Genomic DNA, 22,444 nt, shown 5'->3' with positions numbered 1-22,444 from the left:
TACCTCACCCGTCGCTCGTGTTGCACGAATGGCCTAGCGCTCGCACTCTGGAGCTGACTCAGAAGCGATCATTGCTCACGCTTCGTGTTCGGGGCCCCGGCCCCGCAGGGCGAGGGGAAGCGCGAGCTTCGCCGGTAGGGAGCCAACGAAGATGAAGACCGCAGTGCCCTGCTACTACCACCTCGATGTGGACGTCAGTCCGGAACGGGTCGGGCAGGTCAGACGCATCCTGGCCGCCCATCTCCGCCTCTGGGACCTGGAGATCCTGGTGAATCCCGTCTGCCGCGGCGCCGAGCTGCTGCTGCGGGCCATCGACGAGCGCGCCACCGACAAGCACACGTCGATAGAGCTGTGGTGGAACGGCCAGCACCTGATCACCGCCATCGGCGACAACGACCGCGATCTCCGTCCGGACCAGGACCTGCGTGCCTGCCTCGCCCGGATCGCCGCGATGAGCGACGGCTGGGGCTGCTGCGCCACCGACACCGGAAGCAAGGTCATCTGGTTCTCGCAGCGGGCCCGCAGCGGCGAACGCGTCCCGCGTGTCCCGAGGACGCCCGCGCCGCGCCTGCGGGAGATGCTCCAACTTCCCCGCGAGGTGCCGGCCGCCCCGCCGGCCCGCCCGACGCGCGACGTCCTGGAGGACGCCCGGTGACCGCGAGCCCGCGCAGGAAAGGGGTGTCCGTGTGGAGCGGGCACCCCTATCCATTGGGTGCCTCCTTCGACGGGAACGGCACCAACTTCGCCCTGTTCAGCGAGGTCGCCGAGCGCGTCGACCTCGTCCTCGTCGGCGACGACGGCAGCCACCGGGACGTGCGGCTCACCGAGGCCGACGGCTTCGTGTGGCACTGCTATCTGCCGGGCATCGGACCGGGGCAGCGCTACGGCTACCGGGTGCGCGGTCCGTGGGCTCCGGCCGCCGGACACCGCTGCAACCCGGCGAAACTGCTCCTCGATCCGTACGCCCGGGCGGTGGACGGCCAGATCGACAACGACCCCTCGCTGTACGAGCGTTCGGCCGGGCCGGCACCTGGTGACAGCGCCGGGCACGGCATGCTCGGCGTGGTCACCGACCCGGCCTTCGACTGGGGCGAGGACCGTCCGCCCCGGCGCTCGTACGCCGACACCGTGATCTACGAGGCCCATGTGAAGGGGCTGACCCGTACCCACCCGGAGGTCCCCGAGGAACTCCGGGGCACCTACGCGGGACTCGCGCACCCGGCGGTCGTCGAGCATCTCGCCCAACTCGGGGTGACCGCCGTCGAGTTGATGCCGGTACACCAGTTCGTGCAGGACGGAGTGCTCCAGGACCGCGGGCTGTCCAACTACTGGGGCTACAACACCATCGGCTTCTTCGCGCCCCACAACGCCTACGCCGCGCACCGCGAACGCGGGGGCCAGGTCACCGAGTTCAAGTCCATGGTGAAGGCGCTGCACGCCGCCGGGCTCGAAGTCATCCTCGACGTCGTCTACAACCACACCGCCGAGGGAAACGAACAGGGCCCCAGCCTGTCCTTCCGTGGCATCGACAACGCCTCCTACTACCGTCTGGTGGACGGCGATTGGGGCCACTACTACGACACGACGGGCACCGGCAACAGCCTGCTGATGCGGCACCCGTACGTCCTCCAGCTGATCATGGACTCGCTGCGCTACTGGGTCACCGAGATGCACGTCGACGGCTTCCGCTTCGACCTCGCGGCCACGCTGGCCCGGCAGTTCCACGAGGTGGACCGGCTGTCGGCGTTCTTCGACCTGATCCAGCAGGACCCGGTGATCAGCCGCGTCAAGCTCATCGCCGAGCCGTGGGACGTGGGCGAGGGCGGCTACCAGGTGGGCAACTTCCCTCCGCTGTGGTCGGAGTGGAACGGCAAGTACCGGGACGCCGTACGGGACTTCTGGCGGGGCGGCGAGCACACGCTCGGCGAGTTCGCGTCCCGGCTCACCGGCTCCTCCGACCTGTACCAGCACAGCCGTCGGCGTCCGCGTGCCAGCGTCAACTTCGTCACCGCCCACGACGGGTTCACGCTGCGCGACCTGGTCTCGTACAACGACAAGCGCAACGAGACCAACGGGGAAGGGAATCGGGACGGCGAGAGCAGCAACCGGTCCTGGAACTGCGGGGTCGAGGGGGAGACCGACGACCCCGGCGTGCTGGAACTGCGTGCCCGTCAGCAGCGCAACTTCCTTGCCACGCTGGTCCTTTCGCAGGGCATCCCGATGCTGAGCCACGGCGACGAGCTGGGCCGCAGTCAGCGCGGCAACAACAACGCCTACTGCCAGGACAACGAAGTCTCCTGGATCGACTGGGAGTTGAGCGAGGAACAGCGCGAACTCGCCGCCTTCACGCGGTATGCCATCGGGCTGCGCGCCGCCCATCCCGTGCTGCGCCGGCGCCGGTTCTTCCGCGGCGAGACCGCCGTACACGCGGGACAGCCGCTGCCCGACCTGGTGTGGCTGCTGCCCGACGCGCGTGAGATGGCAGACCTGGACTGGCAGCGCTCCGACGCGCACTGCGTGGGTGTCTTCCTCAACGGGGACGCCATCGCCGAACGCGACCCGCACGGCGGGCCCGTGGTCGACGACTCGTTCCTGCTCCTGCTGAACAGCTACTGGGAGCCCGTCGATTTCCGGCTGCCCGACGTCACCTACGGCGAGCGCTGGACGACCCTGATCGACACCGCCGAGCCGCAGGGCACCCCGGACGAGACGGAACACAAGGCCGGCACGGAGATGGCCGTAGCGGCGCGCAGTCTCGTGCTGTTGTCGCGCCCGGCCCGGCGGTGAAGGTCAGGGGGCGTTGCGGGAGGTGACCGTGAAGCGGGCGCCGTCCGGGTCGCGGAGCACGGCCTCGTGCGCGTTCTCCCGCAGGACGCTCCCGCCGTGCGCCTCCGTGACCCGGGCGCAGGACCTGATGTCCGAGACCGAGAAGTGGACCTGCCAGTGCGGGCGGACGGTCGGGTCGGGGGCCGCCTCCAGCGCGCCCGACTCGATGCGGGCCACGACGTTCCCGCCGCTGCGCAGCACGACCTCGCCGCCCTCGTACTGCACGTCGCAGCTCGCCGGGTCCGCCGAGGCCCAGTCGAGGACCTCGCCGTAGAAGATCGCCGCGTCGAAAGCGTCGCGGGTGCGCAACCGGACGAAGGCGGGGGCGGAGCGGCGCCAGGTCTCCCAGCCGCGGATGAGGTCGCCCTCCCAGATACCGAAGGTCGCGCCGTCCCGGTCGCCGAGCAGGGCCGCGCGGCCGGGCGGGAAGGAGAGCGGACCCACGGCGACCGTGCCGCCGCGCTCCCGGACCCGGGCCGCGGCCACATCGGCGTCGGGCACGGCGAAGTACGGCGTCCACGCCACCGCGACCTGCCACATGGAGGCGACCGCGGCGAGGCCGGCCACCGGCATGTCGTTCGCCGTGGCGATCCGAAAGCGGTCGCCGAGACTGGCGGAGCGCCATTTCCAGCCGAAGACGGCCTCGTAGAAGGCCTCCGTGGTGTCCACATCGCGGCTCGTGAGACTCACCCAGCAGGGGGCGCCGAACACCGAACGGGTCGAGACGGAGTCGGGTTCTCCGGGGGACGGTTTCCAGTCGTGGTTCATGGCAGTCGCGTTCCGATCTCGTGGACCGGCGGCCACCGGTCTCCACCAGTGTCCAACCGGAAACGGTCCCGCTGCCTCCCGAGCAGGTGTCTTGACCATCCTTTTGGGTTAGTTACCTCTGCTAAAGAGGTAATCTCCGAGGGTGGAGACGGAGAACTTCCCGGAAGAGCTGGCCGACGCGCTCGTCGGTGTCCAGCGGCTGATCCGCAGGCGACTGCGCAGCGAGATGACCATGCCGCGACTGCGCGGCGCGGAGGTGGAGCTGCTGCGGCTGGTCGAGGTCCGGCCGGGAATCGGCATCTCGGACGCGGCCAAGGAGCTGTTCCTCGCGAGCAACTCAGTGTCGACGCTCGTCAACCAGCTGGTCCGGGACGGCTTCATGATCCGCGAGACGGACCCCGCCGACCGGCGCGCTGCCCGCCTCCAGCTCACCGAGGCGGCCAAGACGCGCCTCAGTGACTGGCACGCGCGGCGCGCGGAGCTTGTCCGCGGCCAGGTGGACCGTCTCGACCAGGCGGACCGGGACGCGCTGCGCGCCGCGCTCCCGGCCCTGCGCCAGCTGGCCGTCAATCTGCACGAGGAGGCCGAGGAGTCATGACGCCGGACATCGACACGGACACGGACATCGACACCGCCACTGCCACCGCGACCGCCACCGGGCGGCCCGCGGCCGTCAGCTGTACCCGGCTCGCCTATTCCTTCGGCGAGACGACCGCGGTCGACGGGCTCGACCTGTCCGTGGGGGAGGGCGAGGTCTTCGGACTGCTCGGCCCCAACGGCGCCGGAAAGACCACGGCGATCCGCTGTATCACCACCCTCCTGCCGGTCCCGGCGGGCATGGTGCACGTCTTCGGCCGCGACACGGCCAAGGAACAGATGTCGGTGCGCCGCATGCTCGGCTACGTCCCGCAGCAGCTGTCCGCCGACAGTGGGCTCACCGGACGCGAGAACGTCGCTCTCTTCGCCCGCGTCTTCGACGTGCCGCGCAAGGAACGCGCAGCCCGCGTCGCCCAGGCGCTGCGGGCGGTCGACCTCACCGACGCCGCCGACCGGCTCGCCAACACCTACTCCGGCGGCATGGTCCGCCGGCTCGAACTCGCGCAAGCCCTGGTCAGCGCGCCCCGCCTGCTCATCCTGGACGAGCCCACGATCGGCCTCGACCCGATCGCCCGCACCAGCGTGTGGGAACACATCAACGCCGTGCGCGAGGCGACCGGCATGACCGTCCTGGTCACCACCCACTACATGGACGAGGCCGACCAGTACTGCGACCGCGTCGGCCTCATGCACCGCGGCCGCATCCGCGCCCTGGGCACCCCCGAGCAACTCCGCGAGGGCCTCGGCGAACGCCGCCGCGCCGAGGGCGCCCCCGCCACCGATCCGCTGCCCACCCTTGAGGACGTCTTCCGGGACATAGCCGGCAGCGGTCTCGAAGACCAGTCAGGAGGTTTCCGCGATGTCCGAAGCACCCGCCGCACCGCGAACCGCGTCGGCTGACCCAGCCCCCGAGTACGACCTGCACCTTCTCCTGACCCCGCCCCAACCCCGGGCCGGATGGCGGCTGTTGCCCGCCCGCGTCATCGCGATGTGCGCGGTCGAACTCCAGAAACTGCGCCACGACCGCACCGAGTTGTACACCCGCGCCGTCCAACCCGCCCTGTGGCTGCTGATCTTCGGTCAGACCTTCACCCGCATCAAGGCGATCCCCACCGGCGGCATCCCCTACATCGACTACCTCGCCCCGGGCATCATCGCCCAGTCCGCGATGTTCATCGCCATCTTCTACGGCATCCAGATCATCTGGGAACGGGACGCCGGCATCCTCAACAAGCTCCTCGTCACCCCCACCCCGCGCTCGGCACTGATCACCGGCAAGGCCTTTGCGGCCGGGGTGAAGTCCCTGATCCAGGCCGTCGTCGTGATCGTCATCGCCGCGATCCTCGGAGTCGCGCTGACCTGGAACCCGCTGAAGCTGATCGGCGTCGGGGCGATCGTGATCCTCGGCTCGGCCTTCTTCTCGTGTCTGTCGATGACCATCGCCGGCATCGTGCTCAGCAGGGACCGGCTGATGGGTTTCGGCCAGGCGATCACCATGCCGCTGTTCTTCGGCTCCAACGCCCTCTACCCGGTGGCGATCATGCCCGGCTGGCTGCAGGCGGTGAGCAAGGTGAACCCGCTGAGCTACGAAGTGGACGCGCTGCGCGGGCTGCTGCTCGGCACCCCGTCCCATCTGGGCACCGACTTCGCCGTGTTGCTGGTGGCCGCCGCACTGGGCATCGCGGCCGCCTCCTCCCTGCTCGGCCGGCTCGCCCGCTGATCTTGTCCGGAACGTGATGTGCGGCACGCTCCTGACCAGGATTCGACGGCCGGAAAGCGGATTCTTGCTGCGCACGGCTTGATCAGTGATCAAGCGGGCGAAAACGCTGGCCACAGCGCATTCCGCTCATTTGACAGTGCGCTGAGCACACAGATAGGAAGCAGCTCTCTGAGGCCGAGAGGGTGCACCGTGTACGAGCCGAACGTGGTCGGGGACTGGCAGGAGTACGACGAACATGCCGGTCTGCGTGTCCGCGTCCACAGCCTGGCGGCTGCCGAGCCGCCACGTGGACGTGACGACGCGGCCGAAGGGCTGACCTACTTCACGCTCCGTGTCACCGTCGAGAACCGCGGCGCGCGGCACTACGGCATCCATCTGGAGGACGGTCAGATCGACGTCAGGGTCGGCCCGGACGGCGAGAGCGCCTTCATCGACTGGCGCAGCTCGCAGTTCATCGAGGGCTTCGACGTCCATCCGCTGCGCCGCGCCACCGCCGTCGTCTACGCGGCCGGTCCCGAGGCCTCCCTGAAGCAGGTGGACGTACAGGTCCAGCTGCGGGTGGAGGAGGAGTGGACGGAGCGGCGCCTGTGGGCGGGCGGCATCGGTCTGTGCGAGGCGGCCGTCGCCGCCGGTGCGGGGCGGGACGGCCTGGCCCACCAGGTGAGCAAGTTCCTCCGGGACCAGGCGGAACCGGGCACTCCCTGAACCTCCGGGACCAGGCGTGGGCCCGGCACTCCCTGAGACTCCGGGACCAGGTGTGGTCCGGCCCCCGAGGCTCCCTGCTCAGTGCGGGATGCCGTCGATGATCTCCCGGGCACCCTGCCGCAGCAGCGCGACGGCCACCGAGGTGCCCAGCGTCGCCGGGTCCAGTCGCCCCGCCCACTCGTGGGCGTTGAGCCGGGTTTTGCCGTCCGGGGTGAACACACAGGCGCGCAGCGACAGTTCACCGCTCCGGTCCACCTGCGCGTACCCGGAGATCGGGCTGTTGCAGTGGCCCTGGAGGACGTGCAGGAACATGCGCTCCGCGGTCGCCTCCCGGTGCGTCTCCGGGTGACCGAGCCCGCTGACCGTGTCGATGACCTCGGTGTCGCCCTCGCGGCACTGCAAAGCGAGGATGCCCGCACCGATCGGCGGCATCATCACCTCGGGGGACAGCACCTCGCTGACCACGTCGAGCCGGTCGATGCGCTCCAGGCCGGACATCGCGACCAGCAGCGCGTCGGCCTCGCCCGCCGCGAGCTTCTCCAGCCGCCGGTTGACGTTGCCGCGGAACGGCACGCACTGCAACTCCGAGTGCGTGGTGGCGAGTTGAGCGACCCGTCGGACCGATGAGGTGCCGATCCGGGTGCCCGGCGGCAGTTCGTCGAGGGTCAGTCCGCCCGGGTGGATCAGGGCGTCGCGGATGTCGTCACGCTTCAGGAACGCGGCGAACGTCGTACCGGCGGGCAGCGGACGGTCGGCGGGCACGTCCTTCACGCAGTGCACCGCGAGATCCGCCACACCGGCGAGCAGCGCGGCGTCCACCTCCTTGGTGAACGCCCCCTTGCCCTCGACCAGGGCCAGATCGCCCATCCACTTGTCGCCGGTCGTCTTGACCGGCACCACCTCGGTGCGCACCTGCGGATGAAGGACGGCCAACTCGGCGCGCACACGCTCCACTTGGGCCAGCGCCATGGGCGAGTCGCGGGAGACGATACGGATCAGTTCGGGCACGGACATGCGGACACGATAGACCTTCCGGACGTCCCCCGACGCAACACCCCACAACTCAGACCCGTCGCACCACGCGCATCTGACGAGGGGCTCGCGCGCTCGTGGAGCGAGCAAGGTGACCCGCTCCACGAGTGCGCGAGGGCGTTCACGGTTCCGGTGTCCCGGACCCTCGGGCGAGGTGTCTACCGGTTCAGCGCGAGGTCAGACCGGAGATCCGCCACAGCCCGTCGCCGGCGCCACCGGCCATGTACGCGTCTCCGGACGCCGCCAGCGAGAAGCTGAATCCGTTGATCCCGCGGAAGTTGGTGACATGGGACTGCACCCCGGTGACGGGGTTCACCCGCTTCACCTCGTCGCCGACCATGAAGTAGACCAGGCCGTCGCCGCCGACCGAGATCGACGTGGGTTCGTAGCTCTCACCGGCCAGCACCCGCGTCGCACCCGTCGCCACGTTCGTCTGCAGAATGCGGCCCTGGCCCATGTCGGCGGTGTAGGCGAAGCCCGCCTTGTCGAACGCGAGGCCGTAGGAGAAGCCGAGCCCCGTGGCCACCACGTGCGCAGTCCCGCCGTCCGGGACGGCGACGATCTCTCCGTTGCCGTCGGTGACATAGGTCGTGGTGCCGAAGCGGGCCACGCCGAACAGCGAGGGCAGACCGGCGGCCAGGGTACGGCGGGCGCCCGTGGCGAGGCTGACCTGCTGAAGCGTGCCGTCGAAGGCGGTGATGTACGCGTTGCCGTCGGCGACGGCCACTCCGCGGAGGTTGCCCAGACCGGTGGTGACCGTGGTGAGCGCTCCGGTGGCCAGGTCGAGCTTGAGCAGATCGCCGCCCGAGTACGCCAGATACGCCGTGCCGGCGTCGACGGGGGCGATGGCGACCGGGGCACCGGCCGCCGGTGCGATCCGCACACAGTCCGTGGACGGGCAGGTGATGTCACCCGTCGCGGCGACCGCCGGAGCGGCGAGCGCCATGGTCGCGCCCGACACCAGCAACGCGCCGAGGGCCAGCGCCACGCCCAGCGTGCGCCCGCGTCCGGTGAGCGAGCGGGCGGGACGGTCGAGCGGGAGTCGTGTCGCGGTTGAAGATCTCATCATCGAGTCCATCCGTTCCTGTTCCGTCGACGATCGGTGGGCCCACGGGATCACCGCGGGCACTGCACCGGACACGTAGCGGGGGCACGGATGGGTTCACCAAGTGAGGCCTGGGGCCCGGACTTTCAGGCCAGCACGATGTCGACGGCGCGATGGCCCCGCCCGTCCGCCGCCACGACGGGTTCGCCCGACACCCCGTCCACCGCGCAGGACTGCACCCGGCTCCCGCCCCCGCTCAGCGTCACGTCGAGCGTCATGCCCCGGTACGGCAGCCCGCGCAGCCGTACCGCGCCCCAGTTCGACGGCAGGCACGGCCTCAGCCGTAGGGCCTCGTCCGTGAACGTCAGGCCGAACAGGCCGTCGTGGATCAGGCGCAGATACGCCGTCGCGGACCAGGTCTGGTCGGGCTGGGACACGAAGTGGTCGGCGTGCCCGCTCGCGCCGCCCTGCCAGCCGCCGTCGACCGCGCCGCTCACGGAGTCGTACAGCTCGTAGAAGCCGCCGCTCGCGGTGACCAGACCGGCGAGGGTGTCGGTGGCGAGGGCGAACGGCTCGGTGCGGCCCGCGTCGGCGGCGGCCTGGCCGTACAGCCCGTGGACCATCGGCCAGACCATCACGTTGTGCCGTCCAGGACGACGGTCGTCGAAGCGCGGGAAGTGCGGCCAGACGTTGACGATGCCGTACGGCTGCCAGTGCGTGGAGTCGAGGATCCGGACGGCGCGATCGGGGTCGGCCACGCCGAGGAGGATCGCGAGGGCCAGGCCCGCGCCCTCCTGGGAGGTGTCCAGGCGTCCGGCGAGAGGGCCCTCGCCGTGGACGAGGTAGCCGTAGGTCCCGGCGTCCGCCCGCCACAGGTGCTTGTCGATCGCCGCGCGCAGGTGCTCCGCGTCGGAGCGGTACGACGCGGCCTGTACAGGGTGGCCGAGGGCCTCGGACATGGCGGCGAGGGCCTGATGGGCGCCGTAGTAGAGGGAGTTGGTGGACAGGCACATCAGTGTGGCCGCGTGCGGGTGGTCCAGGACGAAGGAGGAGTGGACGGACGTCGAGGCGGGCGGGCTGGGGTAGCCGGAGATGCCGTCGTTCATGAAGCCCGGGCCCTCGAAGAGGCCGAAGGCGGGGTTGAAGTGCTGGGCGCGGCGGGCCGCGAGGGTGTGCGCGGACGTCTCGTGGGCCCGGGTGAGGAAGTCGCGGTCGCCGGTGACCAGGTAGTGGTGGTGCGCGGCCAGGACCCACACGATCTGGTCCCACCACTGGTTGTCCTGCTGGACGACGAACCCGTCCCGCGCGCGGTCGACCACGGACCACAGGGTGTTGCGGCCGACGTCCGGCGCCAGCAGGCTCACCCCGCTCCACGCGTTGACGGCCGCGTCCCGGGTCCAGCGCTGCGGCGCGGGATAGCCGCCGCCCGCCCGGACGACGGTGCCGGGCGGGTAGCTGAGCAGGCCCGCCTTGTCGTACACCGCGCGGTCGGCGCCGATGGTGTTGGCGCCGGAGACGGATCCGAGCGCGGACGCGTAGACGGTGCCGAGGCGGCGTTGGACGACCTGGTCGTCGAAGGCGAGGGTGGGCATGGTGTATCCGTTCCCGGGAGCCGGGCCCTGCGCACCCGCCGGGACCGCCGTCGCCCCGGCGATGCCCAGCGCGATCAGGAGAGCCCGCCGCGAGATCCCGCGTTCAGCTGCCACGTTCCGTCCTCTCGGGCTCCCGGGGTCGAGGTGACTCCGGGAGCCCTGAGAACGATGGTGCCCCCTGGACGGTTCGGTCAGGCGGCCGGGTCGAACGTGATTCCGGACGGCTTGGCCGACGTGAGGTGGGCCGCGAAGTTCGCGTCCTTGAGACCGAAGTTGGCGCTGCCGAAGTCATAGGCGCTCAACTTGTCGCGCAGGCCCGCCGGATAGCCGTTCCAGCCGACGAGCGGCGGGTACTGCCAGGTGTGCTTGGCGTTCTCCGGCGGCTCGTCGTTCGCGTTCCCGAGGCGGAAGTCGTGCGTGCCGATGCCGTCCTTGTGGTAGACGATCTTGGCGTGCGTGCCGTCGAAGCGGACGTCGGAGGCCGCGTGCACGGTGAACGAACCGTGGTTGGACGTCGACACGTACTGGATCGTGCCGTTCTGTACCCACACCACGACGTGTTCCCAGTCGTTGCGGTGCCCGCCGATGCTGGAGTTGGCGACGGCCTGGTCCTTCTCGAAGTAGAGGCCGTACATGTACGCGCACCAGCCGTTGTTGCACTTGTAGCGCGAGTAGCTGTTGGTGTTGTCGAGATCCGAGGCGTCGTGGCACTCGCCGCTGAGCGAACCCGTCGGGTTCAGGCCGCCGTTGATCGTCCCGTCCGGGCCGATCGCGGGCGTCGGATAGCAGCCGTCCGTGTCGTAGTCGAAGGCGGGCAGATACGTCTGCTCGGCGGCTTCGGCGTTCGCGGGCAGCGCGGTGGGCGGCGCGGCGAAGGCGGCGCTGGGGAAGGCGATGACCAGGGCGGCGGCACCGCCGAGACCGGCGAACCACCGGGTACGGCGGGTTCGGGATTTCTGGGACGACACTGCGTCCTCCTCTTCGGCGCAGCCCAACGGCTGTGGAGGGAAAGGGCTTTCATGATCCCGACTTTTCATGTACGCGCCAAGGGGTGGGGGTGTCACTCCGGTAACGGGCGACCCAATACTTGATCTACGCAACTTCCTCAGCTGTCCGGAAAATCCTCGGACATGGAGTCTGGTACGTCCGCCGCCGACTCCTCCGGCGCGAGGTCGGGGCGCAGCCGCAGCCAGGACGGCTGGCGCAGCATCCCGGCCCGGGTGCGCGTGCTGTAACGGATCTCGCCGACCAGCCTGGGAACCACCCAGCGCGCGCCGGCCACCGGCGGTACGGGGTCGAAGGGGCACGTGTCGGTCCCGGCCGCCCTTAGCAGCACGGCGAGTTCGGCACGCTCGGCCTCGCTCCAGCCGGTGCCCACATTGCCGACGTACCGCAGCCGCCCGCCCGCGCGCTGCCCCACCAGCACCGCACCCGGCAGACCCGTCAGCCGCCCCTTGCCGGGCACCCAGCCGCCGACCAGCACGTCCTCGCTGCGCAGGTTGCGGATCTTGATCCAGGCGCGGGAACGCATCCCCGGTTCGTACCCCGAGTCCAGCCGCTTGCAGACCAGCCCCTCCAGCCCGTGCTCACGGGTGGCTCGCAGTGCCTCGGCCCCATGTCCGGTGAGCGCGGCGGGAGTTGACCAGTACGGTCCGTCCAGGCCGAGCTGCTCCAACGCGGCGCGTCGGCGGACGTAGGGGAGCGCGAGGAGTGGCTGTCCGAGGTGGGGGATGTCGAACAGCACGAGATGGACGGGCGTTTCGGCGGCTCGGCGCGCTGCCTGCGCCGGTGATCCGGCCAGGCCCATCCGGCCTTGCAGCAACTGGAAGTCGGCGCGGCCCTGTTCGTCCAGGGCGAGCACCTCGCCGTCGAGGATCGCCGGGGTGGTGCCCAACTCGCGGCCCAGGATGAGCAGTTCGGGGTAGGCGGCGGTGATGTCCTCCCCGGAGCGGGCGCGCAGGAGGACGCTGCCGTCGCCTGGGAGGTACGCCAGCACGCGCTGGCCGTCCTGTTTGGTCTCGTAGGCCCACTGGGTGTCCTGCGCGGTCGGCGGGAGGGGGCCGGGGGTGGCGAGCATGGGTGGAACGTGGGGGAGTGGCGTCGGTGGCGGGGTCACGGCAGAGGTGTCGACGGGGTGGCGCGGTGGCACGCGTGTTTCGGGGTGGGTTCGCCTGAACGGGGGTGGTTCGGCGACAGGGGCGCGGGGTGTGCGTACGCGCCGCCGCCGCTGTCGTCCCCGGGCGCGAAGAGCGGCGGCGCGCACGTCACACGTTGCGCAGATACGCCAGTACCGCCAGCACCCGGCGGTGCCCGCTGTCGCTCGGCGGCAGGCTGAGCTTCAGGAACACGTTGCCGATGTGTTTGCTGACCGCGCGTTCCGTGACGACCAGGGTCCCCGCGATCGTCGTGTTGTCGTGGCCCTCCGCCATCAGCTTCAGCACCTCGCGCTCACGTGGGGTCAGCGAGTCCAGCGGTGAGTTGCGGCGCCGGGTGAGCAGCTCGGTCACCACCTCGGGGTCCAGCGCCGTACCGCCGGCCGCCACCCGGTCCAGCGCGTCGAGGAACTCGTCCACGCGGCCGATCCGGTCCTTGAGCAGATAGCCGACCCCGCTCGCCCCGACGCCCAACAGCTCGGCGGCGTACGACTCCTCGACGTACTGCGACAGCACCAGCACCGGCAGCCCGGGGATCCGTTCCCGTGCCTCCAACGCGGCCCGCAGACCCTCGTCGCGGAAACCGGGCGGCATCCGCACATCCAGCACGGCCACGTCCGGCCGGTGTTCGAGCAGCGCGGGCAGCACCTCGGGCCCGCTGCCCGCGACGGCCACCACCTCGTGTCCGGCCGATGTCAGCAGCAGGACCAATCCCTCCCTAAGGAGGGCGTTGTCCTCGGCGATCACGACTCTCACGACAGTTCCGCCTCAACCACACTCACCAGACGCACGGCAGCTCCACTTCGATCACGGTAGGTCCCCCCACGGGGCTGGTCAGAGTCACACCGCCGTCGAGCGCGGCGACCCGGCGGCGCATACCCAGCAACCCCGATCCGCCCGCTTCGTCGGCTCCGCCCCGGCCCTCGTCGCGCACCCGGACGCGGAGTCCGGTGCGGGCGCGGGCGAGGTGGACGTCGGCGCGGTCGGCGCCGCTGTACTTGGCCGCGTTGGTCAGCGACTCGGCGACCACGAAGTACGCGGCGGCCTCCACCGCCGCCGGGGCCCGCGGCCCGTCGTGTCCGTCGGTCAGCCCGTCCACGGTCACGGTGACGGAGAGCGCACTGCTGGCGGCGAGCGCGCGCACCGCGCCGACGAGGCCGCGGTCGGTGAGGATCGGCGGATGGATGGCGCGTACGACATGCCGCAGATCCGTCAGCGCCTCCTCGGCCAGCGTCTGCGCGTCGTCGAGCATCCTGCGCGCCGCCGCCGGGTCCTGGTCGTAGGCCCGCTTGGCGAGCCCGATGCGCATGGACAGCGAGACCAGCCGGGCCTGCGTGCCGTCGTGCAGATCGCGTTCGATCCGGCGCAGTTCGGCCTCGTGCGCGGCGATCGCGCCCGCCCGGGTCTGCGTCAACTCCTCGACGCGTACGGCCAGTTGGGCCTTCGGTGAGGGCTTCAGCAGGACGGTGGACCAGTGGGCGTCCAGGTCCGCGAGCCGGCTGATCAACGGCAGGACGACGGCCCGGCGGCGCAGCAGCCCGCACCACACCCCGTCGACGACCAGACCCAGCGGCCACAACGGCAGCATCAGCACGGGCAGCGTGCCGTAGGCGTAGTAGGCGACCATCCAGCGGAAGTCGGTCAACGTGCCCGGGTCGCGGACCGCCGTGCGCAGCCGCTCGCGCACGGTGCCGGTGAGCGGCTGGTACGCCTCGGGGATCTTCCGGCCCGTCCACCCGCCCGCCTGCTGCCGCTTGGCCCCGGCGATCCGCCGTATCAGCAGCACCGTCTCGGGCAGCATGAACGCGCCGACCACCGTGGCCGTGAGGATCGCGGTGATCAGGAGCACGGTGACGAAGATGTACGACCCGAAGGTCATCGCGGCGGACACGACCAGCTGGACTGTCGCCCGGGCCGCCTGCCGCACGGTAGCGCGCATGAAGATCAGGTTAGGCGCATCGGCCCGGGCGCGGGCGGGCGGACGACGGAATGGTTGAGGCAGCACGTCAGCCAAGATCCAAGTCTGTTCGATCTGGAGGACACCACGCGTGAGCCGGAGGGAACCACACGTGAGCCTGAGGGAAGCGCTCACGAAGCCGCTGCTCGCGTCGAGACCCGCGTGGCCGGAACTTGACGCCATTTAAGTCCTCGTCGAATGGCGACCGTTGGGCAACTCTGACCCGCCCGAGGCGACAGCCCGGCGTGCCCGTCATACGGCGCACCAGCCGTCGTCGACGGGCAGCACGGCGCCGTGATGTGCCGGGCGGCGTCGGACGCGAGGAAGATGAGCGCGGCTGCCTGTTCCTCCGGGAAGGCGATGCGGTCGCAGTGCACGAGGCCGGGGCCGATCACCCCGGGGCCGTGGGCCCGCGCGTCGACGTCGTAGGTGATGCCGGTCGCGGTGGCCCCGGGGGCGATGGCGTTCGCGCGGATTCCCTGCCCCCGGTACATCACGGCGAGGGACTTCACCAGGCCCACGATCCCGTGCTTGGCGGCGGTACAGGCGGCGCCCGCCGCGCTGCCGGGCAGTCCTGCCTCGCCGGCGGTGAGGACGATCGCGCCGCGCCCGGCGGCGAGCATGTGCGGCAGCGCGGCCCGGGTCAGCAGGAAAGGCGCCGTCAGATTGATCAGGACGACCCGCTCCGACTCGGCGTCGTCGGTGTCCGCGAGGGCCGACATCCGGTCCAGGATCCCGGCGTTGTTCACCAGCACGTCCAGCCCGCCGAACGCGTCGACGGCGGTGGCGACCACCTCGTCCACCACCGCCGGCTCGCTCAGGTCACCGACGACGCGTACGGCGCGACCGCCGTCGTGCTCGATCTCCTTGACGGTCCCCTCGGCGCCCGCCCGGTCGAGGTCCGCCACCAGCACCTCCGCACCCGCGAGCGCGAACTGGAGGGCTGCGGCCCGGCCGATCCCGGACCCCGCCCCGGTGACGACGACACCGCGTCCTTCAAGACCACTGCCGCGCATGGCGTACTCCTTGGTTCTCAGCAGGTCCGCTCCGGTCATCCCGAGGTGGGGAGGTGGTTTGTCCGCGGACCCGGCGCCGAGCCGGGGGAGTGGCCGGCGACCGGGTCCGGGACGGCGCCGACCCCCGTCCCCACGGGTTCGGCGCGGGGCCGCCTTCCGCTCAAGGCGGCCCCGGTTCTGGTGAGCGAGGGCTCAGCTGTGCTCCTGACTCCAGTCGGCCCGGCCTCACAGCGGGCTTCCTTGAGTTAGGCAAGCGTATCTGACTTACTTGAGTCAAGCAATCGAATGTATATTGCTTGAGTCAGGCAAGCAGGACGCTAGGGTGACGCCCATGTCCACGTACGACAGCATCAGTGAGACACGATCACTCGCCCGCGGTGGCGGGCAGCATCTGCTCGTCGCCGTGGACGAGCCGGACAACGCCGAACTCCTCTCCACGACACTGGAGTTGGCGGGGTACCGCATCGGGACGGCCGGGAACGGCACCGAGGTGGTGTCGCGGCTCGCGGAGCAGCGGTTCGAACTGGTCGTCATCGACGCCGAGTTGCCCGAGATGGACGCCCTCGCGCAGGGCCGCCGACTCGTCACGCACCGCCCGCCCGTCCTCCTGCTCACCGGTTGGGACGCCCTCGACAAACTGCTGCCCGAACTGGGCGCGGGGGAGCGGGACTACGTCACCAAGCCCTTCCGGATCGCCGAAGTGCTCGCCCGTATCCAGGTGTTACTGCGTGGCCGGGGCGGCGGCCGGGACGGCGCCCTGCGCTATGCCGACCTGGTCCTGGACGACACCACCTGTCAGGCGCGGCGCGGCCGGTACACCCTCGACCTCACGCCCGCCGAGTACCGGCTGCTGCGCCACCTCCTCGTCAACGCGCACAAGGTGCTGTCCAAGGAACAGATCAGCCGGTACGTCTGGGGCGACTTCCGCGGCGACAACGCGATGGAACAGCTCGTCTCCCGCCTCCGCCGCAAGGTGGACCAGGAGGGCGCGCCCCTGATCCACACGCGCCGGGGCTTCGGCTACTGGCTCGGGCGGGCGGCCGACGAGCGGTGAGCGCCCCGCCGGGGGAATTGCACGGGATGCGCGGAGCAAATATGGACACCCCGTGAAGCGGGGGTGCCGAGCGGTGTCACGGTGACGTGGCGCCGCCCGTTTTTCGTTGCGCTCGCGAGTCGGTTCCATGGCGTCACGATCGTTCAACTCCCTCGCAATTCAACTGAGTTGACACTCCTTGACATCTCTGTCCGGTTCATGGCAACAGTGTCGCCACGTGATCTGGGTCACGTCAGGTTGTTGTCAGGAAACTGACCGGAAGGAGTCAGCCCACTCTGTTTGCATGTGCTCATCGAGGCCTCGATCCCAGTACCCCGGCGCTCCGCCCCACGCAGAGCCCCCCACCACCGAGGAGAGACATGGCCGACACCCTGACCGACACCGCGCCCGACGCGGCAGCGGCGGTCCCCGAATACCCGATGCAGCGGGACGCGCGCTGCCCCCTCGCCCCGCCGCCCGCCGTGCACGGCCTGCGCGACGGGAAACCGATCAGCAGGGTCCGCATCTGGAACGGCACCACGCCCTGGCTGATCACCCGCCACGCCGATCAGCGCGCCCTGCTCACCGACCCCCGCGTCAGCGACGACGACCTGGAAACCGGCTTCCCCTACGTCAACGCGCACCGCGCCGAGATCGCCCCGCGCAGCCCGCGGATGATCACCAACACCGACGCCCCCGAGCACACCCGGCTGCGCCGGACGGTCAACGCGCCGTTCGTCGTCAAGCGGATAGAGGCCATGCGGGCCCCGGTCCAGAAGATCGTCGACGAGCTGATCGACGACATGCTGGCCGGCCCCAACCCGGCCGACCTGCTCACCGCACTCGCCCTGCCCGTCCCCTCGCTGGTCATCGCCGACCTGCTCGGCGTGCCGTACGAGGACCACGACTTCTTCCAGCGCAACAGCAGCATCGCGCTCGACAGCGCCGCGTCGCCCGAGGAGGCACGGGCGGCGAGCGGCGCGCTGGCCGCCTATCTGGACAAGCTCATCGGGCTCAGGCTGGAGAGCCCGGCCGAGGGCGTGCTGTCCGAGATGGCCGGGCGCGTCAACAACGGCGAGATGACCCGCACCGAGGCCGTCCACATGGGCGTCGCCATGCTCATCGCCGGGCACGAGACCACCGCCACGATGATCAGCCTCGGCACGCTCGCCCTGCTCCAGAACCCCGACCAACTCGCCCTGGTACGCGACACGGACGACCCCAAGGTCATCGCCGGCGCGGTCGACGAACTGCTCCGCTACCTCACCATCGTGCAGACCGGCGTCCGCCGCGTCGCCAAGGAGGACATCGAGATCGGCGGCGTCACCATCCGCGCCGGCGAGGGCATGATCTTCGACCTGCACGCCGCGAACTGGGACCCCGAAGCGTTCCCCGAGGCCGACCGCCTCGACATCACCCGCTCCGCCCGCCAGCACCAGGGCTTCGGCTACGGCCCCCACCAGTGCCTCGGCCAGAACCTCGCCCGCCTCGAACTCCAGGTCGTCTACGGCACCCTCTACCGCCGCATCCCGACCCTCCGACTGGCCGCCCCCGTCGAGCAGTTGGCCTTCGACCGCACCGGCACGACCTACGGCGTGGCCTGCCTGCCCGTCGCCTGGTGACCACCCCCCCACACGAACGAACAGAGAGCAGAGGACACACCATGAAGGTCGAACTCGACGAACCGAAATGCGTCGCCTCCGGACAGTGTGTGGTCGCCGCCCCCGACGTCTTCGACCAGCGTGACGACGACGGCGTGGCGATCCTCCTGGAGGACCAGCCCGGCGCCGAACTCCTCGACGACGTACGGGAAGCCGTGGCGGTCTGCCCGGCCGCGGCCATCCGACTGGTGGAGCAGTGACCCGGATCGTCGTCGTCGGAGCCTCGGCCGCCGGACTCGCGGCGGCCGAGACACTCCGCCGCGAGGGTTACACCGGCTCACTCACCCTCGTAGGGGAAGAACCCCATCCGCCCTACGACCGGCCGCCGTTGTCCAAGCAGGTCCTCGCCGCCGAGTGGGAACCCGACCGGGTCGCCCTGCGCACCCCGGCCGACCTGAGCGGGCTCGACCTCGACCTGCGTCTCGGGGTCGCCGCGACCGCGCTGGATCTGGCCGCGCAGGAGGTGTGGCTGTCGGACGGCGCGCAGGTGTCGTACGACCGGCTCGTCATCGCCACCGGGGTGCGGCCCCGGCGGCTGCCGGGCGAGGGTGCGCATGTGCTGCGCACGCTCGACGACGCGCTGACGCTGCGCGAACGGCTCGGTGCCGGGCGGAAGTTGGTGGTGGTCGGCGCCGGGTTCCTCGGCGCGGAGGCCGCCGCCGTGGCCTGGCGGCTGGGGGCTGAAGTGACCCTGCTGGAACCGGCCCCCGTGCCCTTGGCACACTCCGTCGGTGAGCAGGTCGGGCAGGTGCTGGCGCAGGCGCACGTGGACCACGGCGTGAAGCTGCGCACCGGCGTCTCCGTCACCGAGGTGACCGACGAGGGCGTACGGCTCGGGACCGGCGAGGAGATCGAGGCCGACGAGGTGCTCGTCGCGATCGGCTCGCTGCCCAACACCGAGTGGCTCGCCGACAGTGGACTCTCCGTCGGTGACGGCGTGGTGTGCGACGAGTACTGCGAGGCCGCCAAGAACGTGTACGCGGCCGGTGACGTCGCCCGCTGGTACAACCCGCTGTTCGAGACGTCGATGCGGATCGAGCACCGCACCAACGCCGCCGAACAGGGCATGGCAGCCGCGCGCAACCTCCTCGACTCGGAGGCACGCAAGGCGTTCGCGCCCGTGCCCTACTTCTGGTCCGACCAGTACGACATGAAGATCCAGGCCTACGGCTATCTGCGCGGCCACGACGAAGTCGCCGTGGTGGACGGGGACTTGGGCGAGCGGCGGTTCGTGGCCGCCTACCGCACCGGCGACCGGCTCACCGGCGCTCTCGCGGTCGGTATGCCGCCCAAGGCGATCCGCGTATGGCGACAGGCCATCGTGGCAGGAGCGAGCTGGCAGGAGGCCGTCCATGGCGCTACGACCGTCTGAGGAACCCCGCGACGTCGTCGTGGTCACCGGTGCCGGAGGCATGGGGGCGGCGATCGCACGCCGTATCGGCAGCGGCCGGACCCTGTTCCTCGCCGACGCCTCACGCGGCCAACTCGACCGGACCGTGGCCGCGTTGACCGCCGAGGGCTACGCGGCGCACGGCGTCCTCACCGACGTCTCCGACCGTACGGCCGTCGAGAAGCTGGCCCAGACGGCGGCCGGTGAGGGCCGGGTCGTCGCCGTCGCGCACACCGCCGGGGTCTCCGCCTCGATCGCCTCGGCGCGGACGGTCCTGGAGGTCGACCTGCTGGGCACGGTCCATGTGATCGACGCCTTCGAGGCGGTGGCAGGGCGGGGCACCGCGCTGGTCGCCGTCTCCAGCATGGCCGGGCACTACGCCTCGCTCAGCCCCGAGGACGAAGCCGCCCTCGCGACCGCCCCGGCGGAGGAACTGCTCTCCCTGCCCGTCGTCACCGCCGTGGGCGACGACTCGCTGCGCGCCTACATGGTCGCCAAGCGCGCCAACCACGTGCGCGTGGAGGCCGCCGCGCTCGCCTGGAACCTGCGCGGCGCCCGCATCAACTCCGTGAGCCCCGGCGTCATTTCGACCGCGATGTCGAAGGCCGAGGCCGAGTCGCCGCACGGCGGGCACATGCTCAAGACGATCGACGACTGCGGAGCGCGCCGCACCGGCACACCGGGCGAGATCGCCGACGCGGTGGCCTTCCTCACCGGGTCCCAGGCCCAGTTCATCACCGGCACCGACCTCCTCGTCGACGGTGGACAGGCCGCCTGGGTGCGTCGGCACATGCGGCGCTGACCGTCCCGCCCCGGACGCCGGTCACCCCACGGACACCGGCGTCGGGCTCCGTCGTACCGCATCGCATCCCTCGACGACTGAGAGGACCAGCATGTCCGTCACCCCCCACACCGACCTCGGCTTCGACCCGGAGGCGTTGCGCGCCAAGTACCGGGCCGAGCGGGACCGGCGTATCAGTCCGGACGGCAGCGCCCAATACCGCGGCGCCACCAGCGAGTTCGGCTACTACGCGGACCACCCGTACGCCGACATCGACGTCACCCGCGAACCGCTCGACGACCGGGTCGAGGTCGCGATCGTCGTCGGCGGCTTCGGCGGACTGCTCGCCGCCGCACGGTTGCGCCAGGCCGGTGTCCAGGACATCCGGGTGATCGAGAAGGGCGGTGATTTCGGGGGCACTTGGTACTGGAACCGCTCCCCCGGCATCCACTGCGACATCGAGTCGTACATCTACATGCCGCTGCTGGAGGAGGTCGGCCAGCTCCCCGGGTGGAAGTACGCGCCGGGGGAGGAGATCCGCCGGCACGCGCGGGCGATCGGGCGCCACTTCGACCTCTACCGCGACGCGTGCTTCCAGACCCAGGTCACCGAACTCACCTGGGACGAGGACGAGTTGGAGTGGCTCGTCACCACCGACCGGGGCGACCGCATCAGGGCCCGGTATGTCGTCGTCGCACTCGGCACGCTCAGCCGCCCCAAACTGCCCGGCGTCCCCGGCATGGAGACCTTCCGGGGTCACACCTTCCACACCAGCCGCTGGGACTACGGCTGCACCGGAGGCGACGCGGACGGCGGCCTGACCGGGCTCGCCGACAAGCGCGTCGGGCTCATCGGCACCGGTGCCACCGCGATCCAGGTCGTGCCCCATCTCGGGCGCGACGCACAGCAGTTGTACGTGTTCCAGCGCACCCCGTCCTCCGTCGACGTACGCGGCAACCGGCGCACCGATCCGGAGTTCGCCCGGACGCTCGGCCCCGGCTGGCAGCAGCGTCGTAGGGACAACTTCCTTGCGCACGTGGCCGGTGGGGGTGCGGCCGAGGACCTGGTCGACGACGGCTGGACCACAAGTGCCGCGCTGCTGCGGACGTTTCTGTCCGGGAGCGGCGGGGCGGCGGACTCGGCGAGCACGGCCGAGGTCGCCGACTACCGGAAGATGAACGAGCTGCGGGCCCGGGTGGACGCGCTCGTCGAGGACCCGGCGACCGCCGAGGCACTCAAGCCCTGGTACCGGTATTTGTGCAAGAGGCCCACGTTCAGAGACAGTTACCTTCAGACCTTCAACCGGCCCAACGTCACCCTCGTCGACACCGCCGACCAGGGCGGCGTCGAGAAGGTCACCGAGAACGCCGTCGTCGCGCTCGGCGTCTCCCAGGCGGCCGTCTCCCGCACCCTCTCCTCGCTCGAACAGGCCCTGGGTGTAAGGCTGTTGAGGCGAACCTCCCGATCGGTGACCCCGACGGGCACCGGGCTGCGGGTGGTCGCCCACGCCCGGCGGGTCCTCGCCGAGGTCGACGACCTGGTCCGGGACGCCACCTCCGGCCACGCCCATCTCCGCGTCGGCTACGCCTGGTCGGCGCTCGGCCGGCACACGCTGCCCTTCCAGCGCCGCTGGAGCCGGACCCACCCGGAGACCGACCTGCACCTGGTCCGCGTCAACTCGGCCACCGCGGGACTCGGGGAAGGCGCCTGCGAACTCGCCGTGGTCCGCAGGCCGTTGGACGACCGGCGGTTCGAGTCGGCCATCGTCGGGCTGGAGCGGCGGCTGTGCGCCATGGCCTCCGACGACCCCCTCGCCCGGCGCCGCTCGGTCCGGTTGGCCGACCTCGCGGGGCGCACCCTCCTCGTCGACCGTCGTACCGGCACCACGACCGCCGACCTGTGGCCGCCCGACTCCCGCCCGGCCACCGAGGACACCCACGACGTGGACGACTGGCTCACCGTGATCGCCACCGGCCGCAGCGTCGGCATGACCGCGGAGTCGACCGCCAACCAGTACCCACGCCCCGGAGTCGTCTACCGCCCGGTGCGCGACGGCGAGCCCATCGCCGTGCGGCTCGCCTGGTGGAAGGACGACCCGCACCCCGCCACCCAGCCCGTCCTGGAACTGCTCAGCACGCTCTACCGCGAAGCCTGAGCGGGTCACCCAT

The 22,444-nt window shown here is 70.9% G+C and carries 20 protein-coding genes and 1 pseudogene; 12 read left to right on the top strand and 9 right to left on the bottom strand.

Annotated features, from left to right (window positions below; all coding sequences use genetic code 11):
* Positions 1–151: 151 nt before the first annotated feature.
* Both OG588_RS02570 and glgX read left to right on the top strand, forming a co-directional pair.
* Positions 152–655: a pep a2 gene (locus OG588_RS02570; RefSeq protein WP_405945824.1), complete on the top strand. Its 504-nt coding sequence runs from the start codon at positions 152–154 to the stop codon at positions 653–655.
* Positions 652–2,787, top strand: a complete 2,136-nt coding sequence (gene glgX, locus OG588_RS02565; protein WP_405945823.1) for a glycogen debranching protein GlgX — start codon at positions 652–654, stop codon at positions 2,785–2,787. Before OG588_RS02570 ends, glgX begins: the two co-directional genes overlap by 4 nt.
* Positions 2,788–2,790: 3 nt before the next feature.
* Here the strand turns inward: glgX and OG588_RS02560 are convergent, their stop codons facing one another.
* Complete coding sequence (locus OG588_RS02560; protein ID WP_405945822.1) at positions 2,791–3,594, bottom strand: VOC family protein; 804 nt, start codon at positions 3,592–3,594, stop codon at positions 2,791–2,793.
* A gap of 142 nt (positions 3,595–3,736) precedes the next feature.
* Here OG588_RS02560 and OG588_RS02555 point away from each other — a divergent pair, with 142 nt between their 5' ends.
* The 4 genes from OG588_RS02555 to OG588_RS02540 all read left to right on the top strand — a co-directional run bounded on the left by OG588_RS02555 (position 3,737) and on the right by OG588_RS02540 (position 6,616).
* The gene (locus OG588_RS02555) at positions 3,737–4,192 is read left to right on the top strand and encodes a MarR family winged helix-turn-helix transcriptional regulator (protein ID WP_405945821.1); all 456 of its coding nucleotides are present in this window, start codon (positions 3,737–3,739) and stop codon (positions 4,190–4,192) included.
* Positions 4,189–5,091, top strand: a complete 903-nt coding sequence (locus OG588_RS02550; protein WP_405945820.1) for an ABC transporter ATP-binding protein — start codon at positions 4,189–4,191, stop codon at positions 5,089–5,091. Before OG588_RS02555 ends, OG588_RS02550 begins: the two co-directional genes overlap by 4 nt.
* Positions 5,051–5,911, top strand: coding sequence for an ABC transporter permease (locus OG588_RS02545; protein WP_405945819.1), 861 nt, complete (start codon positions 5,051–5,053; stop codon positions 5,909–5,911). The genes OG588_RS02550 and OG588_RS02545 overlap by 41 nt, the downstream gene beginning before the upstream one ends.
* A gap of 189 nt (positions 5,912–6,100) precedes the next feature.
* Complete coding sequence (locus OG588_RS02540) at positions 6,101–6,616, top strand: hypothetical protein (RefSeq protein ID WP_405945818.1); 516 nt, start codon at positions 6,101–6,103, stop codon at positions 6,614–6,616.
* A 78-nt stretch (positions 6,617–6,694) separates the two neighbouring features.
* Here OG588_RS02540 and hemC read toward each other — a convergent pair whose 3' ends face one another.
* From hemC to OG588_RS02500, 8 genes and pseudogenes are all read right to left on the bottom strand, one after another.
* On the bottom strand, positions 6,695–7,630 hold the full coding sequence (gene hemC, locus OG588_RS02535) for a hydroxymethylbilane synthase (protein WP_405945817.1): 936 nt from the start codon (positions 7,628–7,630) through the stop codon (positions 6,695–6,697).
* Positions 7,631–7,814: 184 nt separating this feature from the next.
* A complete protein-coding gene (locus tag OG588_RS02530) occupies positions 7,815–8,717 on the bottom strand; it encodes a hypothetical protein (RefSeq protein ID WP_405945816.1) in 903 nt (300 codons plus the stop codon).
* 122 nt (positions 8,718–8,839) lie between these two features.
* Positions 8,840–10,399, bottom strand: a complete 1,560-nt coding sequence (locus tag OG588_RS02525; protein ID WP_405945815.1) for an MGH1-like glycoside hydrolase domain-containing protein — start codon at positions 10,397–10,399, stop codon at positions 8,840–8,842.
* A 77-nt stretch (positions 10,400–10,476) separates the two neighbouring features.
* Positions 10,477–11,253 carry an NPP1 family protein gene (locus OG588_RS02520; RefSeq protein ID WP_405945814.1) on the bottom strand — a complete coding sequence of 259 codons (777 nt, stop codon included), beginning with the start codon at positions 11,251–11,253 and terminating at the stop codon, positions 10,477–10,479.
* 137 nt (positions 11,254–11,390) lie between these two features.
* The gene (locus OG588_RS02515) at positions 11,391–12,362 is read right to left on the bottom strand and encodes an ATP-dependent DNA ligase (RefSeq protein WP_405945813.1); all 972 of its coding nucleotides are present in this window, start codon (positions 12,360–12,362) and stop codon (positions 11,391–11,393) included.
* 187 nt (positions 12,363–12,549) lie between these two features.
* Entirely contained in the window at positions 12,550–13,194 is a 645-nt protein-coding gene (locus OG588_RS02510; protein WP_405945812.1) for a response regulator, read from the bottom strand.
* A gap of 22 nt (positions 13,195–13,216) precedes the next feature.
* Entirely contained in the window at positions 13,217–14,377 is a 1,161-nt protein-coding gene (locus tag OG588_RS02505) for a histidine kinase (RefSeq protein ID WP_405945811.1), read from the bottom strand.
* A 270-nt stretch (positions 14,378–14,647) separates the two neighbouring features.
* Positions 14,648–15,411 (bottom strand): annotated as a pseudogene (locus tag OG588_RS02500) (SDR family NAD(P)-dependent oxidoreductase).
* 331 nt (positions 15,412–15,742) lie between these two features.
* Here OG588_RS02500 and OG588_RS02495 point away from each other — a divergent pair.
* The 6 genes from OG588_RS02495 to OG588_RS02470 all read left to right on the top strand — a co-directional run bounded on the left by OG588_RS02495 (position 15,743) and on the right by OG588_RS02470 (position 22,431).
* A complete protein-coding gene (locus tag OG588_RS02495) occupies positions 15,743–16,465 on the top strand; it encodes a response regulator transcription factor (RefSeq protein ID WP_405945810.1) in 723 nt (240 codons plus the stop codon).
* Positions 16,466–16,824: 359 nt separating this feature from the next.
* Entirely contained in the window at positions 16,825–18,066 is a 1,242-nt protein-coding gene (locus OG588_RS02490) for a cytochrome P450 (RefSeq protein WP_405945809.1), read from the top strand.
* A gap of 41 nt (positions 18,067–18,107) precedes the next feature.
* Positions 18,108–18,305, top strand: a complete 198-nt coding sequence (locus tag OG588_RS02485) for a ferredoxin (protein WP_266879421.1) — start codon at positions 18,108–18,110, stop codon at positions 18,303–18,305.
* Positions 18,302–19,477 (top strand): NAD(P)/FAD-dependent oxidoreductase, encoded by a 1,176-nt coding sequence (locus tag OG588_RS02480; protein WP_405945808.1) that lies wholly within the window; start codon positions 18,302–18,304, stop codon positions 19,475–19,477. Before OG588_RS02485 ends, OG588_RS02480 begins: the two co-directional genes overlap by 4 nt.
* Entirely contained in the window at positions 19,458–20,297 is an 840-nt protein-coding gene (locus tag OG588_RS02475) for an SDR family oxidoreductase (RefSeq protein ID WP_405945807.1), read from the top strand. The genes OG588_RS02480 and OG588_RS02475 overlap by 20 nt, the downstream gene beginning before the upstream one ends.
* 91 nt (positions 20,298–20,388) lie before the next feature.
* Positions 20,389–22,431, top strand: coding sequence for a LysR substrate-binding domain-containing protein (locus OG588_RS02470; RefSeq protein ID WP_405945806.1), 2,043 nt, complete (start codon positions 20,389–20,391; stop codon positions 22,429–22,431).
* Positions 22,432–22,444 lie beyond the last annotated feature (13 nt).

Origin of the sequence: Streptomyces prunicolor (genome assembly GCF_045162825.1) — a bacterium.
Taxonomy (GTDB): domain Bacteria; phylum Actinomycetota; class Actinomycetes; order Streptomycetales; family Streptomycetaceae; genus Streptomyces; species Streptomyces prunicolor.
Note: the sequence above shows the minus strand (reverse complement) of the source record. Positions and strands in the feature narration are given on the sequence as shown.

What these genes read in the sequence shown, in the direction of transcription:
- OG588_RS02490 (WP_405945809.1), top strand. Translation starts at nt 16,825, where the DNA reads ATGGCCGACACCCTGACCGACACCGCGCCCGACGCGGCAGCGGCGGTC.
- OG588_RS02495 (WP_405945810.1), top strand. Translation starts at nt 15,743, where the DNA reads ATGTCCACGTACGACAGCATCAGTGAGACACGATCACTCGCCCGCGGT.
- OG588_RS02475 (WP_405945807.1), top strand. Translation starts at nt 19,458, where the DNA reads ATGGCGCTACGACCGTCTGAGGAACCCCGCGACGTCGTCGTGGTCACC.
- OG588_RS02470 (WP_405945806.1), top strand. Translation starts at nt 20,389, where the DNA reads ATGTCCGTCACCCCCCACACCGACCTCGGCTTCGACCCGGAGGCGTTG.
- OG588_RS02515 (WP_405945813.1), bottom strand. Translation starts at nt 12,362, where the DNA reads ATGCTCGCCACCCCCGGCCCCCTCCCGCCGACCGCGCAGGACACCCAG.
- OG588_RS02505 (WP_405945811.1), bottom strand. Translation starts at nt 14,377, where the DNA reads ATGCGCGCTACCGTGCGGCAGGCGGCCCGGGCGACAGTCCAGCTGGTC.
- OG588_RS02485 (WP_266879421.1), top strand. Translation starts at nt 18,108, where the DNA reads ATGAAGGTCGAACTCGACGAACCGAAATGCGTCGCCTCCGGACAGTGT.
- OG588_RS02550 (WP_405945820.1), top strand. Translation starts at nt 4,189, where the DNA reads ATGACGCCGGACATCGACACGGACACGGACATCGACACCGCCACTGCC.
- OG588_RS02545 (WP_405945819.1), top strand. Translation starts at nt 5,051, where the DNA reads ATGTCCGAAGCACCCGCCGCACCGCGAACCGCGTCGGCTGACCCAGCC.
- OG588_RS02530 (WP_405945816.1), bottom strand. Translation starts at nt 8,717, where the DNA reads ATGATGAGATCTTCAACCGCGACACGACTCCCGCTCGACCGTCCCGCC.
- OG588_RS02560 (WP_405945822.1), bottom strand. Translation starts at nt 3,594, where the DNA reads ATGAACCACGACTGGAAACCGTCCCCCGGAGAACCCGACTCCGTCTCG.
- OG588_RS02570 (WP_405945824.1), top strand. Translation starts at nt 152, where the DNA reads ATGAAGACCGCAGTGCCCTGCTACTACCACCTCGATGTGGACGTCAGT.
- hemC (WP_405945817.1), bottom strand. Translation starts at nt 7,630, where the DNA reads ATGTCCGTGCCCGAACTGATCCGTATCGTCTCCCGCGACTCGCCCATG.